Raw genomic sequence first — 14554 nt, 5'->3', positions numbered from 1 at the left:
TCTTCGCAAACTCCCGGCGTACTCAGGGTCGGAACCAGCGGGTAAGTTGCTGTTATAGGCCGAAATTCGGCTGTTTCTGACCTACGAAGTACTGGCCCGATGAGCCGCTCCGGTCTTATGGTGAATATCTAGCGAACTACTCCTGATACACCCCGATACAACCGATAGACATGGAGAAGGTGAACCAATGGCCGGCTGGCAGGTGTTCACAGCCACCCTGGCAATGCTCACGATCATGGCCGTCACGGTCGCGAGCCTGCATCAACCGCATCGCGATCCGGACAGACTCTCGGTGGATCGGATCCGCGAGCGAATCAGCAATGAGCACACCGCATCCGCCGATCCGATCCTGTCCACTTCGGCCTGGTCGCACGGCGCCCCGGACCATCAACTCGACGTGCAGGAGGCACACCGCACCATGCAGCAGCATCGCCGCTGCGTGGTCGGTGAATGCGACCGCAAGGGCGCGGCCTTCCGCGCCCTGGTCGAGGCCGGGCGCATCAAGCCGACGCGGATGCCACCGGCCCTGCAATAGCGGTCAGCCGCCGGACCGCTCGTCCACCAGTCCTCGAACGATCAGGGCGTACAACAGGATCACCGTGATCGGCGCGATGATCGGCATCCAGGACAACCCCGCGGGCAACAGTGTCGCGACTCCGGCGGCCACCGTGAAGACCAGCGCGCCCGCCACCGAGGGGACGGTGGTGGGCACCACCCCCACCGGCGCCGAGACCGTCGCGGTATTGAGCAGGTAGGTGGTGGCGACCACACCGATGGCCCCGGCTACCAGGGCGCCGGTATCGGTGCAGGCGAGCACGGCCAGTGCGACCAGTACCGCGCCGACCGCGCTCACCCGCCACCGCCAACCCGCCACGGCGAGCGCGAAAGTGGGTGCGGCCACCCAGGGCAACACCAGGGCGACCCCCAGCGTGAGCAGCAGCCCGGCGAGCACCGCGAGGAATCTGGTCATCGGCGCACCCGGACGGTGCGACGCTGCTGCGGCAGCAACCGCATGATCTGATCGAGCCGGGTGTCCTCCGGCCACGGCACGATATCCACCCCGACGGTGCTCATATCGCGGTACATGGCGGTGCGCTCCAACTGCCACATGCGCGCCAGCGTGGAGTCCAGCCCGTCCCGGAACGGCGGACCGCGCAGTACGTCCACCACCACCACGACATGTCCGCGCTTGCGCAGATCGATCAGGGCCAGCGCGAATTGGGTGTCCAGCAGGGTCGAGAAGGCCACCACCACCGCGCCGATCGGCACCCCCGCGTGCGGGGCAAGCGAGCCCGAGATGGCGATATGCTCATCGCCCACATCGAGCACGGTGTCGACAATGCGATAGAACTGCCGGCGGCCGATATCGGGGCGCAGCCAGCGCGGCGAATTCCCCAGGCAGACAACGGCGGTGCGGTCACCGGCCTGCAACGCGGACTGCGCCACCTGGGCCGCGCCGCGCACCGACAGCTCCAGCGAATCCGAGGCCGGGCCGGGGGCCTGCATCGAAGTGTCCACCAGTACAACGACATCCGCCGCGCGGTTGGTGAAGCGCTCGGTAACGAACAACCGCCCGCGCCGAGCGCTGACCGCCCAGTTCACCGTGCGCAGCTGATCACCGGGCGCGTACGCGCGCACATCGGCGAACTCCACGCCCGGACCGTGCCTGCGGGTCAGGTGCGAACCGATACGCTCGGGAAGTTCGGTGCGCGGCAGGCGCATTCGCTGCGGATCGGTGATCGGGTACACGTACACCTGACCGGCGGGCAGCTGCACCGAGGCCACCGCCAGCCCGGCCGGACTCAACGCGGTCACCCGCACCGGCACCGGATACCTGCCCCAGCGCGAGGCGGACAGGGCCAGCCGCATTCCGGCCGGGGAGGTCCCCGAGTCGAAGGACTCCTCCACCCGCATCTCCATACCGCGCACGGGCTGGGAATGCAGGCGCAGCAGTGCGTGTCCGCTCTCCACGAACGCGCCGGCGGTCAGCACGACTTCCTCGGTCTCGAAACAGCGCAGCACCCCGACCCCATCCACTTGGATCCTGGTGCGCGACTGCTGCAAGGGCGCGGTGGCCAGCACCCCGAGCATCGGCGCGGCGAAGACCACCAGCTGCCACTGGCCGAGCATCACCGCCGCCACCAGAGCGGGCACCGACACCGCCGCCAGCATGAATACCAATGGTGCGGGCCGCCAACGCAATTCGGTCTCCGTGGCGGCGCTCAGATCACGATGCTTCACCGATACCTCCCCGCCGGTGTGGATCCCGGCCGAGAACATGCCGGGATGATGGGGGTTGGGACTGGCACCGGCCGGGATGACGGGGCAGGGACTCGCACCGACGGGCCGGGGCGCGCTCCGATGTCGCCCCGCCCGGCGGAACCCCGCCTCGTCATCCCGGCGCGCTTTTGGCCCGGATCCACCAAACCCGATACGCACACTGCCGGTGTGGATCCCGGCCGAAAGCATGCCGGGATGGCGGGCGGAGACTGCGGCCGGGGCTGTACTACGGCGGGTGGCGGCTGGAGGTTCATGTGCGGCTCATGCCGGGGTGGCGCGGGGAACCGGGAGGCGGCGCAGGAGTTCGGCGATGACGTCCTCGCCGCGGATGCGGCGGACCCACATCTCCGGGCGCAGGGTGATGCGGTGTGCCATGGCGGGAATGGCGAGGGCTTTCACGTCTTCCGGGACCACGTAGTCGCGGCCGTTGAGAAGGGCTCGGGCGCGGGCCATTTGGACCAGGTCGAGTTCGGCTCGGGGGCTCGCGCCGACCTCCACCTGGGGATGGCCGCGGGTGGCGGAGGCAAGGGAGACGACATAGCCGACGACATCGGGGTGCACCGTCACGAATTCGACGGATTGGCGCATCTCCATCAGGCCCTCGGCATCGACGACCTGACCGATCTGCGCGGGCTGCGATCCGCGTTCCAATCGGCGGCGGATCATCTGCATCTCATCGTTCTCGGAGAGATAGCCGAGCCGCAATTGCATGGCGAAGCGGTCCAATTGGGCCTCGGGCAGCGGATAGGTGCCCTCGTACTCGATCGGATTGTCGGTCGCCATCACGATGAAAGGCTGTGGCAGCGGGAAGGTTTCACCGTCGATGGAGACCTGCCCCTCGGCCATGGCCTCGAGCAGCGCCGCCTGCGTCTTGGGCGGGGTGCGGTTGATCTCGTCGGCCAGCAGCATATTGGTGAAGACCGGTCCGCGGCGGAAACTGAAACGGCCCGAATGCATGTCGTAGATGGTGGAGCCGATCAGATCGGCGGGCAGCAGATCCGGGGTGAACTGCACCCGGGTGAAGTTCAGCCCCAGCGCCGTCGCGAACGAGCGCACGATCAAAGTCTTGCCGAGGCCCGGCAGATCCTCGATGAGGGTATGCCCGCCCGCCAGCACCGCGATCATGATGAGCTGCAGTTCATCCCGCTTGCCCACCACCACCCGGCCCATCTCCCGCAGCACGGCATCGGTGCGCTTGACGGTCATGTCCATCGGTGAGGTCATATCAGTACTCGCATATCAGAAGCCTGTTCACATGTTCTGGAGGCGGCGCAGGATCTCGTCCAGCGCCGGTCGGCCCGGCGCCGGATTCACCTGATCGCGTAGCGCCGCATTCGCGGGATCCACCCAGCGCCACAGTTCGGGTCCGAACAGTAGTTGCCCGGCGGCCTCGGTGGCCCGCCGATTCTTGGCCATCCGATGGCCGCTACTGCTCTCGAATTCCTTGGCGAGCAACGGCCGCAGATGCCGATCCCACTCCGCGCGGGTGCCCTCGGCACGATCGGCGAGCAGCTGTGCGCGGGCCTGCCAGCGGATCAGCATCTCGGCCGGGCCATTGTCGATCTCATTGTCGGCCGGGCCGGTGGGCTCGTACCGGCGGGCGCGGTCCAGCAGTGACCAGACCAGCAACCCCAGCACCCCGGCGACCGGGATGCCCGCAATGGGCAGCAGGGTGGTGCGCTCATTGTTCAAGGCGATCAGCTCGAAGAGGCCGGCCAGGATCAACCCGACCACCACGATCGCTACCCGGTTCATGGCGTCGCCGCCTCTCCCTGCAAGTCCGCCAACACTATTCGCAGTAGTTGTTCGGCCCTCATGCGCTGCCACTCCAGCATGGAGTGCGGGCTGAAACGGGCTTCCTCGAAGAGCGCCACCAACTCTCGCGCCGAGGCGTCGTGCAGGAAGCCTCGATCGAAGGCGCGGGCCAGCACCTCCGAGGGGGTGTCCGAGGCCAGCGGCGCGACCTCGCGCGCCTGCGCCAGACCGCGCTCCATGGCGACATAGCAGGCGATGATGGCGGTGCGCGGATCCTGGCCGGGCGCGATCATGGCCGCCAGGCCCATCTCCGCGACCTTGGCCAGCGAGACCGCCTCGGTCGGCGTATTGGGCTCCGCACCAGTGGTTTTCGTTTCGGGGCGGCGACTGGAGCTGACCGCGACCACCACCAGACCGGTCATGGCGACCAGAACCAGCGCGACCGCGCCGACCGCCACCAGCACCAGTACGGTGCCGCTGAGCGGTGGATCGGGCAGCGACTCCGGCGGCGGGGTCACGGTCTCCACCGGTTCGGTCACCGAGGTGGTGGGCGGCCCGGTGGTGACGGTCTGCTCCGATTGATCATTTCGGCCCGGGCCGACCAGGTAGATGCTCAGTACCGCGGTGAGCACCAGGGTGACCGCGGCCAGTGCGATCAGTATCAGCAGGCCCAGGCGTGGCAGACCGGTGCCGCGGCGGTCCGATTCGCGGTCCGGCTCCGGCATGGACAGCGGCAGGCGGTGCTGGCTGTTGATCACGCCGGCCGCCAGGATCACCACCGAGACCAGCAGCAATACCGGCATGAGTGCGAGGGTCACCGCCGAGGGTGTGCCCGGGGTGGATGGCCCTCCGGTGCCGGGGATATAGCCGCGCAGGGCGACGACGGCCAGCATCAGCAGGGCGATCGAACCGATCACCCGCGATGCCAGTGTCCCCACCCCAGTCACGCGTACCCCTAACCAGAGTCCTGTAAATCAGGCACATAGTTACATGCCGGTAGGTCCGGTTGGGGGGAATTGGCAAACACCGATTACATGCGGTTCCCGCATATATCGGCGCTCGAGGTGTGGCCACCGCACCGCACGTCTCCCGGTAGCAAGACAGACAGTTCGTGCCAATGGCTCATAACAAACCGCACTGAATAAACGGAACGCCGGACCGAATCGAGCCCGGCGCGCGGGGGCCGCACCCGCAGAATTCGGCGGCCATACCCGGTGGATTCCGCGGCTACGCCGAGCGGCGCACCCGCGCGCGCAACCGGTTCAGTGCCGAATCCGTCAGTGCGGCAGGTGCTTCCGGAGTCCGTCGGACGTTCCGGAGCAGACCCGGGCGCAGCGCCTCGGACGGCGCCGAGGTCCGGGATACCGGACGCTCCACCGGATTCCGGGATTCGACCAGCCGCCCGAGCGCCCGGAAATCCCAGCCCGCCGCCAGCCACGGCTCCGGATCCAGCGCATTGCGGGCATCGATCAGGGTCCGCCCGCGCGCAACCGTGCGCAGGAACGCGGGATCAAGATCCCTGAACTCACTCCACTCGGTCAGATGCAGCACCACATCGGCCTCGTGCAGCGCCGCGGCGGCGGTGGCGGCGTAGATCAACTGCGGGGCGACCGCGCGCGCCGGGGCCGTCGCCGCCGGATCGAAGGCGGTGACCTGTACACCGGCGGCCTGCAACCGGATCGCCACATCCAGCGCGGGCGAATCACGCACATCGTCCGAGAGCGGTTTGAAGGCAATGCCGAGAATGCCGACCCGGTGGGAACCGTTGGCGTGCAACAGATCCAGGGTCTCGCGCACCACGCGCTCGCGGCGGCGCAGATTGATGGTGTCGATATCGCGCAGGAAGTCCACGGTCTCGGCGGCCCCGAGTTCACCCGCGCGGGCGATGAGCGCGCGCACATCCTTGGGCAGACAGCCGCCGCCGTAACCCAGTCCCGCACCGAGGAATTTGCGGCCGATCCGGTCGTCGTGGCCGAGCGCGTCCGCCAGCAGCGTCACATCCGCGCCGGTGAGCTCGCACAGTTCGGCCATGGCATTGATGAACGAGATCTTGGTCGCCAGAAAGGCATTCGCGGAGACCTTGATCAACTCCGCGGTCGGCAGATTGGTGATCACCACCGGGGAGCCCGCCGCGATCGGGGTGGCGTAGACCTCGCGCAGCGCCCATTCGGCGTCCGGGGTGGTGACGCCGAAGACCAGGCGATTGGGGCTCAGCGTGTCGTGCACCGCGTGCCCCTCGCGCAGGAACTCCGGATTCCAGGCCAGATCCACCGAGATGCCGGGCGGGGCCAGCTCTGCGATGCGGGTGGTCAGCGCCTCGGCGGTGCCGACCGGCACCGTAGACTTGCCGACGATCAGACAGTTGCGGGTCAGATGCGGCACCAGACCCTCCAGCGCGGCGTACAGCTGGGAGAGATCGGCCGCGCCCTGGGGTCCGGGCGGGGTCCCCACACAGAGGAAATGCACATCGGCGAAGCGGGCGGCGGCCACCAGCGAAGTGCCGAACCGCAACCGGCCCGACCGCACATGTCCGGCAAGCAATTCCGGCAGTCCGGGCTCGTGGAAGGGCACCCGGCCCGCCGAGAGCGCGGCCGCCTTGGCCGGATTGTTGTCCACGCCGAGCACCTCGAAGCCGAGTTCGGCCATACCCGCGGCGTGCGTGGCGCCGAGGTAGCCGGTGCCGATGACGGAGATGCGCAGCATCAGGAGGCCTCCTTGGAGAGCGGGCCGCGGAGGTCGCCATCGCCTGGCAGTCGGCGGCGTTCCGCGATCACTTCGCGGTAGTGGCGAATCAGCAGATCGTTCACGGCCGCCCAGGAGCGGTCGCGCACGCTGCGCTGAGCGGTCTGGGCGGTCCGCGCGCGCAGGTCGTCGTCTTCGGCGAGGCGGCGCACCAGGGCCACCATGGCCTCGGCATCGCCCGGGGGATACAGGAATCCGGCGCCGGGGGTGACCACATCGATGGGTCCGCCCGAGCGCGGCGCGACCACCGGCACACCGGAGGCCATGGCCTCCTGCGCTGCCTGGCAATAGGTTTCGTGGCGTCCGGTGTGCACGAAGACGTCAAGGGAGGCATAGGCCGCGCCCAGTTCGGCGCCGTGCAGCACACCGAGGAACTGCGCGCCGGGCAGCAGTTTGCGCAGCCGCTTCTCCTCGGGGCCGCCGCCGACGATCACCAGCTTCACACCGGGCAGCGGCAGCAGGTGCGCGAGGAGTTCGAGCTCCTTCTCCGGGGCCAGGCGGCCGATATAGCCGACGAGCGTTTCACCGTTGGGGGCCAAGCGATTTCGCAGTTCCGCCGAGCGGCGGAACGGGCCGAACTGCTCGAGATCGACCCCGCGCGGCCAGCGCGCCAGACCGGGGACACCCATCAGCTCCAGCTGCCGCAGGCTCGCGGTGGAGGGGGCCAGGGTGCGGTCGACCTGGAGATGGATGCGCCGGGTGAGCGCGGCCATGGTGCGCACGCCGCCGGGCAGGTCATAGCGTTCGGCGAATCCGACCAGGTCGGTTTGATAGATGGCCACGGTCGGCACCCCGAGCTCACCGGCGACCCGCGCCGCCTGATACCCCAGCGTCGCCGGGGAGGCGATATGCACGACATCGGGTTCGAAGTCGCGCAGCACCTTTCGCAGGCGGCGGCGCGTCTCGAGCCCGATCCGGAAGTCGCGATAGAAGGGCAGGCGCGCCCCGCGCACCACGTGCACCCGGAATCCGGCGTACTTCGCGGGACCGGTCGGAGCCATCAGAACGGCTTCGTGCCCTTTGGCGGCCAGGTGGTCCAGTACCCGTCGCACCGAGTTGGTGACGCCGTTGACCTGGGGAAGGAAGGATTCGGCGACCACCAGCACGCGGAGTCGACCGCCGGGGATGCTCGGGTGCCGGGGCGCTGAACCCCTGGCCTGCTCGCGGATTCGCATCGGTCCCCTCCGGTTCGGTGCTGCCTCCTGATTGCACGGTAGGAAGCCGCTCGCAACGCAAGCCCCCCTCCGCGTAGACGGCACGTGAACCGTTTCCGTCGATCAAGTCGGCGTGTTCACCCGAGCGTCGCCACCCCGTCGCGCATCGGTCTCGCGCACCGCGAAAGGGCCGGTCGTCAGGGGGTCGGGACCGGTGTAGCCAATTCGCTCAGGCGACTCAGGGTGCGGTAGAGATCGGGGACGCGGGCGACCCGGGCGCCCAACTCCGCGAGCGGAACCCGGGCGTACAGCGAGAGTTCCAGGTCCGCGTCGTAGAGCACGTCGACCAGGTGCACCAGGCGCATCACCCAGTCCGCCGGGATCGAATCCATGGGCGGGACCTCGCACAGGGTCCACTTCTCGAATTGCCCGGCGAGTTCCAAGAAGTCGGCCGCCGACACCGGGATGCCGCAGAGCTCCGCGAAATCGACCGTCAGTTCGCCATTCTCGGCCGCGCGCGCGTGCAGTCGGCGATGCGCGACGGGCACCCGCGCCGAACCGATGGTCGGGCACTCGCCGACCATGTAATGCCCGCCCGCGAATCCGGTATGCCGTTCGCCGCGGCGGCGGTAGTCCTGCGGGCCGTTCACCGAGAGCACATCGAGGTGCTCGACGATCAGGTCGATGGTGGGCTCGAACATCGGGTGCCACAGTGGATTCGGCATCAGCTCCCGCGGCGGGTAATTCGAGGTCACCACCAGTGTGATCCGCCGGGCGAACAGCAGATCCAGCAGTCGGGCCACCAGCCGGGCGTCGCCTGCGTCGTGCACATGGAATTCGTCGAAGCAGATCAATCGCGCGTCGCCGAGCAGTGCGGCCGCCGAGGCGTCGATATTGCCGTATTCGTGAATGCCCGCGTTGAGCCGGGCGAAGAAGCCGTGGAAGTGGTACCTGCGCTTGTGTTCCGAGGGCACCGCTTCGAAGAACCGGTTCATCAGCATGGTCTTGCCGCGCCCCGGGCCGCCGTACAGGTACAGCCCGCGCGGCCGCCGCCACCGCCTGCCCACCCGCGCCGCGAGGGCATCGAGTCGGTCGGCGGCCAGTTGCTGGTCGTGGTCGAGAACAATCCCACCGGTTTGCACGGCGACCTCCCTGGGTCCGAATCGGCTTCCTCTATAGATATAGAGGAAGCTGCGGCCGCGGAACAGCGGAGGTGATCACATACACAGCATGGAACTCAGAGATGTTGCGTAATCCGCAGATCGGGCCACGGCGGCCGCTTGAACACCGCCGCCGTCGCCAGCGCCGCGGCCACGAACCCGGTGAGCACCCCGATCAGGGCGATCCGCCCGTCATCCTCCACCGGCTCCCACCGCACCTCACCCCCGTGCACCACGAACACCCCGAGCGGCCGGGGCCGGGGCCGCAACCAGCCCCCGACCCCCGTCACCGTAATGATCGTGGCCCCCTCGGCCGTCTGCATCGGCTCCCCGTAGACCCGCGAATAATCCACCGCCGGAAGCTCTTTCATTCGATCCTGCAACACGGCCGGCCCCTTCCCTCGTCGGTCCCCCAAACCTACGCTCACACCGCCAGTTGCAAGGCCGGAGTCGCGATGGCCGTATCCCATGTACAGCACCGGGGAACACCGTCGTCTTAGACGACCGCGCCCGAATCGTGGTGATCACCGCGCCCGCGAAGTAGAGGATCACCCCGATCGCCGCCGCGATCCCGGTCACCCGAATGAAGAACCCGACGATCAACCCGAGCGCCCCGCCCCTTGGCCAGCGCCAGCGGATTCCACCACGCCCGCGGCACCCCGTACTGAATCAGTGGATTATCCCCGCACCCTTGAACCAATGTGTCGGCACATCACCGGGTTTCGGGTTGTGGCCATTGCGGAATTAGCGGCCGTTCAACTCGGCGGGGATACTGCCGCGCACGGTCAGATCGGGTGCGGACAGCTCATCCGGGACGGGCTCGTAGTGTGCGGACAGGTACCGCTTGGCAAGCATGACAAATCTTTCCTATCGATGAAATCCGCTGGGCGATCGGATGAATGGCCGCTATTGCGCGGGGACGAGCACGACTTTGCCGGTGACGGTGCGGGATTCGGCCAGGGACAGGGCTTGGGCGGCCTGGGTCAGGGGGAAGCGGGCGGCGATCTGAGCGTGCAGGTCACCCTTGACGGCGAGGGCGAAGACCGCGGTCAGGTCCTGGGCCAAACGGCGGCGAAACGCGGTCGCGCGGCGCTGTCCGGCCCAGATGTTGTAGAAGTGGGCATTGCGCTTGTTGGGCAGGACATTCCACAGCATGAGCCGGGCGAACAGGCGCAGCACAGGAAGCCGAGAATTGCCCGCGTCATCTTTGGTGGAGGCGGTGCCGTAGGCCATCAGGGTGCCGCCGGGTGCGAGCAGCGAGAACGAATCCACAATGCCCGGACCGCCGACGTGATCGAAGACCGCGTCCACGCCGTCGGGGGCCAGCGCCCGCACCTGTGCGACCACATCGCCGCGGTAGTCGACCGGCGTCGCACCGAGGGCGGACACCTGGTCGGCATTGCGGGCCGAGGCGGTGCCGATCACCCGTACGCCCGCGGCCAGGGCGAGCTGCACCAGCGTCGACCCGACCCCGCCGTTCGCGCCGTGCACCAGAATTGTCTGTCCGGCACGGACTTTCGCACCCCGGTGCAGCATCTGCCAGGCGGTGATGCCATTGACGACAAAGGTTTCGGCGGCATCGGGGGCCAGCTCCGCGGGCACCTCGATCAGGTCGGCGGCCTCCAGCACCACGTGACTGGCCCAGCCGCCGGTCTTGGTCAGCGCGGCGACCCGGCGGCCCACCAGTGCGGAGTCTTCCGCCGAGCCGACCGCGGCGACCGTCCCCACCAGGTCGTATCCCGGCACGAAGGGGAAGGCGGGCTGGTCGTAGTACTTGCCGCGGCGCATCTGCTGCTCGGCGAACGAGACCCCGGTGGCCTCGACCCGGATCAGCGCCTGCCCCCGGCGCGGGTCCGGGAGCTCGCGGTGCGCGGTGACCAGCCCCTCGGGCTCGACGGCTCCCGGCAGCACGATTTCGGTGGCGGTGATCGACATCTTCCTACTCCTTCAATGGTGAGTGACTATTCAGTCACTCGTTGGGTAAATGAAAAGCCTCCGGTCGGGAGGCTCGGAGAACTCAGCCCGGGTGGCGAATGCCGAGATTGAGAATCGCGGCCCAGCCACCTTCGTGCCCGTCCAGGCCCAGCGTGGTGATCAGGTGACACAGCTGCCCGTAGGCAATGAACTTCTGCACCTCGGCATCGGATGCCCCCGATCGCGACTTGGCGTAATCGGTGACCCGGGCCAGCCCCCGCCGCAGTGCCTCGGCGATCTCGTCGATATCGGTCGCCGACTGCGCGTGCACCTGGAGCATGAGCAGACTCTTGTTCGAGATGAGTTCGGCGTAGGCCCCGCCCATTTCGTGCAGAATCTTCTCCGGATCGCCCGCCTCGGCGCGGGCCGCACCGGTGGCGAGCGCCCGCTCGACCTGTTCGAAGCACCGATCCAGCGCCCCGACGAACAACTCCACCTTGCTCGGAAACAGTTTGAACACGTACGCCGTCGATATCCCCGCCGCCGCGGCGACGGTGGTGATCGGCGTCCCGTGGTAGCCGGTCCGGGCGAACTCCACGATCGCCGCGTCGAGCACGGCTTCCCGGCGAACATCCGAGGTGGAGAGGAGAACTCCGCGCTTTGCCATGTGAGTGACTGTACACTCACTCATTCGCGTGTCACAAGTCCCAATTGTCAAAACAGCCGTAACCTGGCCCTATGACCGAACCGGAGCGCACCGAAGACGCCACCACTCCCCCGGAACCGCAGGGAAAATTCCTCGGCGTCCCCTACGACTGGCGGCGACCGACCTGGGAGCGGGTCAAGGCCCGCTGGTGGAATCCGGAGGACCCGAGGTTCCTCACCCCCAAGTCCTACGGCTGGGGCTACGACTTCAACCTCTACCGGGTGTTCCACCGGAATTAGGCCCCGCACGCGAAAGGCCCGAGCGGAGAACTCTCGCTCGGGCCTTGTCTGCCGTCGATCAGTTGGCGCTGAGCACCAGACCGGAGGTCGGCACACCCGTTCCGGCGGTGACGACGATATTGCGAAGGTCCGCAACCTGATTCACGGAGGTGCCGCGAATCTGGCGCACACCCTCGGCAATCCCGTTCATACCGTGGATGTACGCCTCACCGAGTTGGCCGCCGTGGGTGTTCAACGGCAGCCGGCCGCCCACCTCCAAAGCGCCGTCCTTGATGAAGTCCTTGGCTTCGCCGCGACCGCAGAAACCCAGTTCCTCGAGCTGCATGAGGACGAACGGGGTGAAGTGGTCGTAGAGGATCGCCGCCTGCATATCCTCCGGGCGCAAACCGCTTTGGGCCCACAATTGGTCCCCGACCAGGCCCATCTCCGGCAGGCCGGTCATGGCGTCGCGGTAGTAGCTGGTCATGACGTACTGGTCCGCGCCGGAACCCTGTGCCGCGCCGACGATTACGGCGGGCCTGTTCGGAAGATCCTTGGCGCGTTCGGCACTGGTGACGACAATGGCCACCCCGCCGTCGGTTTCCTGGCAGCAGTCCAGCAGGTGCAGGGGTTCGGCGATCCAGCGGGACGCCTGATGCTCCTGCAGGGTGATGGGCTTGCCGTAGAAGTGCGCGTTCGGGTTGACCGCGGCGTGCTTGCGATCCGTCACCGCGATGGTGCCGAAATCCGCACTGGTAGCGCCGTATACGTGCATGTAGCGTCGCGCGACCATGGCCACCTGGGCGGCCGGTGTGCCCAGACCGTGCGTGTACGAGAACGCGTTGTCCACACCGGAAGAGGTGGCATTGCCCGCCAACTGGGTGGAGAACTGCCCGAAGCGATGCCCGGAGCGCTCGTTGAAAGCCCGGTACGCCACAACGACATCCGCGACGCCGGTCGCCACCGCCATGGCGGCCTGCTGCACCGTCGCCGCGGCCGCGCCGCCGCCGAACGGGATATTGCTGAAGAACTTCAGGCTCGGGATACCGGCGGCCCGGGCCACGGCGGCCTGGGTATTGGTGTCCATGGTGAAGGTCGTCAGGCCGTCCACATCGGCGGGGGTGAGTCCGGCATCGGCCAGTGCGGCGGTGACCGCCTCGGCGGCCAGGCGCAGTTCACTGCGGCCGGAATCCTTGGAGAAGTCGGTGGCGCCGATGCCGACGATGGCCGCGCGCCCGCTCAGACCCGTCACGCGCGTGCCTCCTGCAGCGAGATAACGGCTTTCGCCGTGATGTGGTCGCCCAGGCTGTCCTTGCCGACCACGTCGATGGTGATTTCGGTGCCCTCGACGGCCGATACCGTGCCGGAGAGGGTGAGGGTGTCACCCGCGTACAACGGCACACCCAGGCGCAGCGAGATCGACTTCACCCGCGCGGCCGGTCCGGCCCAGTCGGTGACGAAGCGCTGCACCAGACCGGTGTCGGTGAGGATATTGACGAAGATGGTCTTGGATCCGCGCTGCACCGCCTTCTCCGGATCGTGGTGCACGTCCTGGAAGTCGCGGGTGGCCAGCGCGGAGGAGACCACGAAGGTGGTGTCGGCGTGAATCGCCAACTCCGGCAATACGGTTCCGACCCGCACGGCCGCAAGTTCCACGGTGGACGTCATCGAACAGCCTTCCAATAGGGCACGGTGTTGTCGTCGTCGAGCGCCTCGAAGCCGACCTCGACGGCCTGCCCGATCGCGACCTCGGCGGGATCGATACCGCGCAGCTCGCCGAGCATGCGCACCCCCTCCTCGAGCTCGACCAGCGCCACCACGAACGGCAGCGCCCGGCCGGGCACCTTCGGGGCGTGGTGCACGACGAAACTGAAAACGGTGCCGCGACCCGAAGCCACGACGTAGTCGGTCTCCTCGGCCCTGTCCTGCCAGATGGCCGGAACCGGCGGATGCTGCAGCGAGCCATCGGGCCGCCGCTGAATGCGCAGCTCACCGAGTTTCGTTCCGGCCCAGAAGAATTCAGTGTCATGCGACACTACCGGCTTGACCCGCTCGCCGAGATCCTGCGCCGGATCGGCCTTGGGCGCGGCACCCGTGCCCGGCATGAACTTCAGCAGCCGGAACAGCATCTCGGTGACCAGCTCATCGCCGACGTACCAATTCGTGCGGTAGGTCAGGAACCAGCCCTCGCCCAGGCCGGTACGCTTGGGCCCCACAATGGAATCCAGCGAGGATCGCACCGCGACCCGCTCGCCGATCTCCAGATACCGGTGGTAGGTCTGATCGCAGTTGGTGGCGACCACCGAGGTGTACCCGGCGGCATCGAGCAGCTCGTTGGTGACCGTCATCGGGTCGTCCTCGGGCCGAGACCCGGTGAGCCCCAACATGGTCCACACCTGCGCCATGGCGGGTGGAGCGACGATGCCCGGATGTCCGGCGGCGATGGCCGCGGCCTCGTCCACATAGATCGGGTTGGCGTCCCCGATCCCCTCCACCCAGTTGTTGATCATGGGCTGGTTGACCGGATCGCGGCCCAGGCGCGGGGAGGACTCCCCCGCCTGCTTGATCTTCTCGGCGGCCGCCAGGATCTCCTCGGCCGTGAAGCTTTGCGTCACTGTCGAATTC

The 14554-nt window shown here is 67.8% G+C and carries 17 protein-coding genes; 2 read left to right on the top strand and 15 right to left on the bottom strand.

Translation table 11 applies throughout. The features are described from left to right. The first annotated feature begins 187 nt into the window (after window positions 1-187). On the top strand, window positions 188-535 hold the full coding sequence (locus NA10_RS17680) for a hypothetical protein (RefSeq protein WP_067569121.1): 348 nt from the start codon (window positions 188-190) through the stop codon (window positions 533-535). A 3-nt stretch (window positions 536-538) separates the two neighbouring features. Here NA10_RS17680 and NA10_RS17675 read toward each other — a convergent pair whose 3' ends face one another. The 12 genes from NA10_RS17675 to NA10_RS17625 form a co-directional block, all read right to left on the bottom strand. Next, window positions 539-970, bottom strand: a complete 432-nt coding sequence (locus NA10_RS17675) for a hypothetical protein (RefSeq protein ID WP_067569118.1) — start codon at window positions 968-970, stop codon at window positions 539-541. Beyond that, window positions 967-2241 carry a DUF58 domain-containing protein gene (locus tag NA10_RS17670; RefSeq protein ID WP_067569273.1) on the bottom strand — a complete coding sequence of 425 codons (1275 nt, stop codon included), beginning with the start codon at window positions 2239-2241 and terminating at the stop codon, window positions 967-969. The genes NA10_RS17675 and NA10_RS17670 overlap by 4 nt, the downstream gene beginning before the upstream one ends. Before the next feature lie 300 nt (window positions 2242-2541). After that, on the bottom strand, window positions 2542-3504 hold the full coding sequence (locus NA10_RS17665) for an AAA family ATPase (RefSeq protein ID WP_067569116.1): 963 nt from the start codon (window positions 3502-3504) through the stop codon (window positions 2542-2544). Window positions 3505-3531: 27 nt separating this feature from the next. Continuing rightward, entirely contained in the window at window positions 3532-4035 is a 504-nt protein-coding gene (locus NA10_RS17660; protein ID WP_067569113.1) for a hypothetical protein, read from the bottom strand. Then, complete coding sequence (locus NA10_RS17655; RefSeq protein ID WP_245677581.1) at window positions 4032-4982, bottom strand: DUF4129 domain-containing protein; 951 nt, start codon at window positions 4980-4982, stop codon at window positions 4032-4034. Before NA10_RS17655 ends, NA10_RS17660 begins: the two co-directional genes overlap by 4 nt. Before the next feature lie 280 nt (window positions 4983-5262). Further along, window positions 5263-6735 (bottom strand): UDP-glucose dehydrogenase family protein, encoded by a 1473-nt coding sequence (locus NA10_RS17650; protein ID WP_218021543.1) that lies wholly within the window; start codon window positions 6733-6735, stop codon window positions 5263-5265. Window positions 6736-6737: 2 nt separating this feature from the next. Further along, window positions 6738-7952, bottom strand: a complete 1215-nt coding sequence (locus tag NA10_RS17645) for a glycosyltransferase family 4 protein (protein ID WP_067569104.1) — start codon at window positions 7950-7952, stop codon at window positions 6738-6740. Between the two features lie 176 nt (window positions 7953-8128). Then, on the bottom strand, window positions 8129-9073 hold the full coding sequence (zapE, locus tag NA10_RS17640; protein WP_067569101.1) for a cell division protein ZapE: 945 nt from the start codon (window positions 9071-9073) through the stop codon (window positions 8129-8131). Between the two features lie 95 nt (window positions 9074-9168). Continuing rightward, the gene (locus NA10_RS17635; protein ID WP_245677580.1) at window positions 9169-9414 is read right to left on the bottom strand and encodes a hypothetical protein; all 246 of its coding nucleotides are present in this window, start codon (window positions 9412-9414) and stop codon (window positions 9169-9171) included. Further along, entirely contained in the window at window positions 9311-9670 is a 360-nt protein-coding gene (locus NA10_RS38700) for a hypothetical protein (RefSeq protein WP_245677583.1), read from the bottom strand. The genes NA10_RS17635 and NA10_RS38700 overlap by 104 nt, the downstream gene beginning before the upstream one ends. 327 nt (window positions 9671-9997) lie before the next feature. After that, window positions 9998-11026, bottom strand: coding sequence for a medium chain dehydrogenase/reductase family protein (locus NA10_RS17630; RefSeq protein ID WP_067569095.1), 1029 nt, complete (start codon window positions 11024-11026; stop codon window positions 9998-10000). Between the two features lie 82 nt (window positions 11027-11108). After that, window positions 11109-11672, bottom strand: a complete 564-nt coding sequence (locus NA10_RS17625; protein ID WP_067569092.1) for a TetR/AcrR family transcriptional regulator — start codon at window positions 11670-11672, stop codon at window positions 11109-11111. A 71-nt stretch (window positions 11673-11743) separates the two neighbouring features. Here NA10_RS17625 and NA10_RS17620 point away from each other — a divergent pair, with 71 nt between their 5' ends. Next, complete coding sequence (locus tag NA10_RS17620; RefSeq protein WP_067569089.1) at window positions 11744-11950, top strand: DUF5808 domain-containing protein; 207 nt, start codon at window positions 11744-11746, stop codon at window positions 11948-11950. A gap of 58 nt (window positions 11951-12008) precedes the next feature. Here NA10_RS17620 and NA10_RS17615 read toward each other — a convergent pair whose 3' ends face one another. The 3 genes from NA10_RS17615 to NA10_RS17605 are packed head-to-tail and all read right to left on the bottom strand — an operon-like array spanning window position 12009 to window position 14544. Next, window positions 12009-13181: a lipid-transfer protein gene (locus tag NA10_RS17615; RefSeq protein WP_067569086.1), complete on the bottom strand. Its 1173-nt coding sequence runs from the start codon at window positions 13179-13181 to the stop codon at window positions 12009-12011. Continuing rightward, window positions 13178-13597 carry a MaoC family dehydratase gene (locus tag NA10_RS17610; RefSeq protein ID WP_067569083.1) on the bottom strand — a complete coding sequence of 140 codons (420 nt, stop codon included), beginning with the start codon at window positions 13595-13597 and terminating at the stop codon, window positions 13178-13180. The genes NA10_RS17615 and NA10_RS17610 overlap by 4 nt, the downstream gene beginning before the upstream one ends. Further along, window positions 13594-14544: a bifunctional MaoC family dehydratase N-terminal/OB-fold nucleic acid binding domain-containing protein gene (locus NA10_RS17605; RefSeq protein ID WP_067569080.1), complete on the bottom strand. Its 951-nt coding sequence runs from the start codon at window positions 14542-14544 to the stop codon at window positions 13594-13596. Before NA10_RS17605 ends, NA10_RS17610 begins: the two co-directional genes overlap by 4 nt. Between the last annotated feature and the right edge of the window lie 10 nt (window positions 14545-14554).

The sequence above is a fragment of the Nocardia acidivorans NBRC 108247 genome (genome assembly GCF_001625085.1).
GTDB classification, from domain to species: domain Bacteria; phylum Actinomycetota; class Actinomycetes; order Mycobacteriales; family Mycobacteriaceae; genus Nocardia; species Nocardia acidivorans.
Note: the sequence above shows the minus strand (reverse complement) of the source record. Positions and strands in the feature narration are given on the sequence as shown.

What these genes read in the sequence shown, in the direction of transcription:
- NA10_RS17635 (WP_245677580.1), bottom strand. Translation starts at nt 9,414, where the DNA reads ATGCAGACGGCCGAGGGGGCCACGATCATTACGGTGACGGGGGTCGGG.
- NA10_RS17630 (WP_067569095.1), bottom strand. Translation starts at nt 11,026, where the DNA reads ATGTCGATCACCGCCACCGAAATCGTGCTGCCGGGAGCCGTCGAGCCC.
- NA10_RS17620 (WP_067569089.1), top strand. Translation starts at nt 11,744, where the DNA reads ATGACCGAACCGGAGCGCACCGAAGACGCCACCACTCCCCCGGAACCG.
- NA10_RS17680 (WP_067569121.1), top strand. Translation starts at nt 188, where the DNA reads ATGGCCGGCTGGCAGGTGTTCACAGCCACCCTGGCAATGCTCACGATC.
- NA10_RS17645 (WP_067569104.1), bottom strand. Translation starts at nt 7,952, where the DNA reads ATGCGAATCCGCGAGCAGGCCAGGGGTTCAGCGCCCCGGCACCCGAGC.
- NA10_RS17660 (WP_067569113.1), bottom strand. Translation starts at nt 4,035, where the DNA reads ATGAACCGGGTAGCGATCGTGGTGGTCGGGTTGATCCTGGCCGGCCTC.
- NA10_RS17625 (WP_067569092.1), bottom strand. Translation starts at nt 11,672, where the DNA reads ATGGCAAAGCGCGGAGTTCTCCTCTCCACCTCGGATGTTCGCCGGGAA.
- NA10_RS17675 (WP_067569118.1), bottom strand. Translation starts at nt 970, where the DNA reads ATGACCAGATTCCTCGCGGTGCTCGCCGGGCTGCTGCTCACGCTGGGG.
- NA10_RS17665 (WP_067569116.1), bottom strand. Translation starts at nt 3,504, where the DNA reads ATGACCTCACCGATGGACATGACCGTCAAGCGCACCGATGCCGTGCTG.
- NA10_RS17610 (WP_067569083.1), bottom strand. Translation starts at nt 13,597, where the DNA reads ATGACGTCCACCGTGGAACTTGCGGCCGTGCGGGTCGGAACCGTATTG.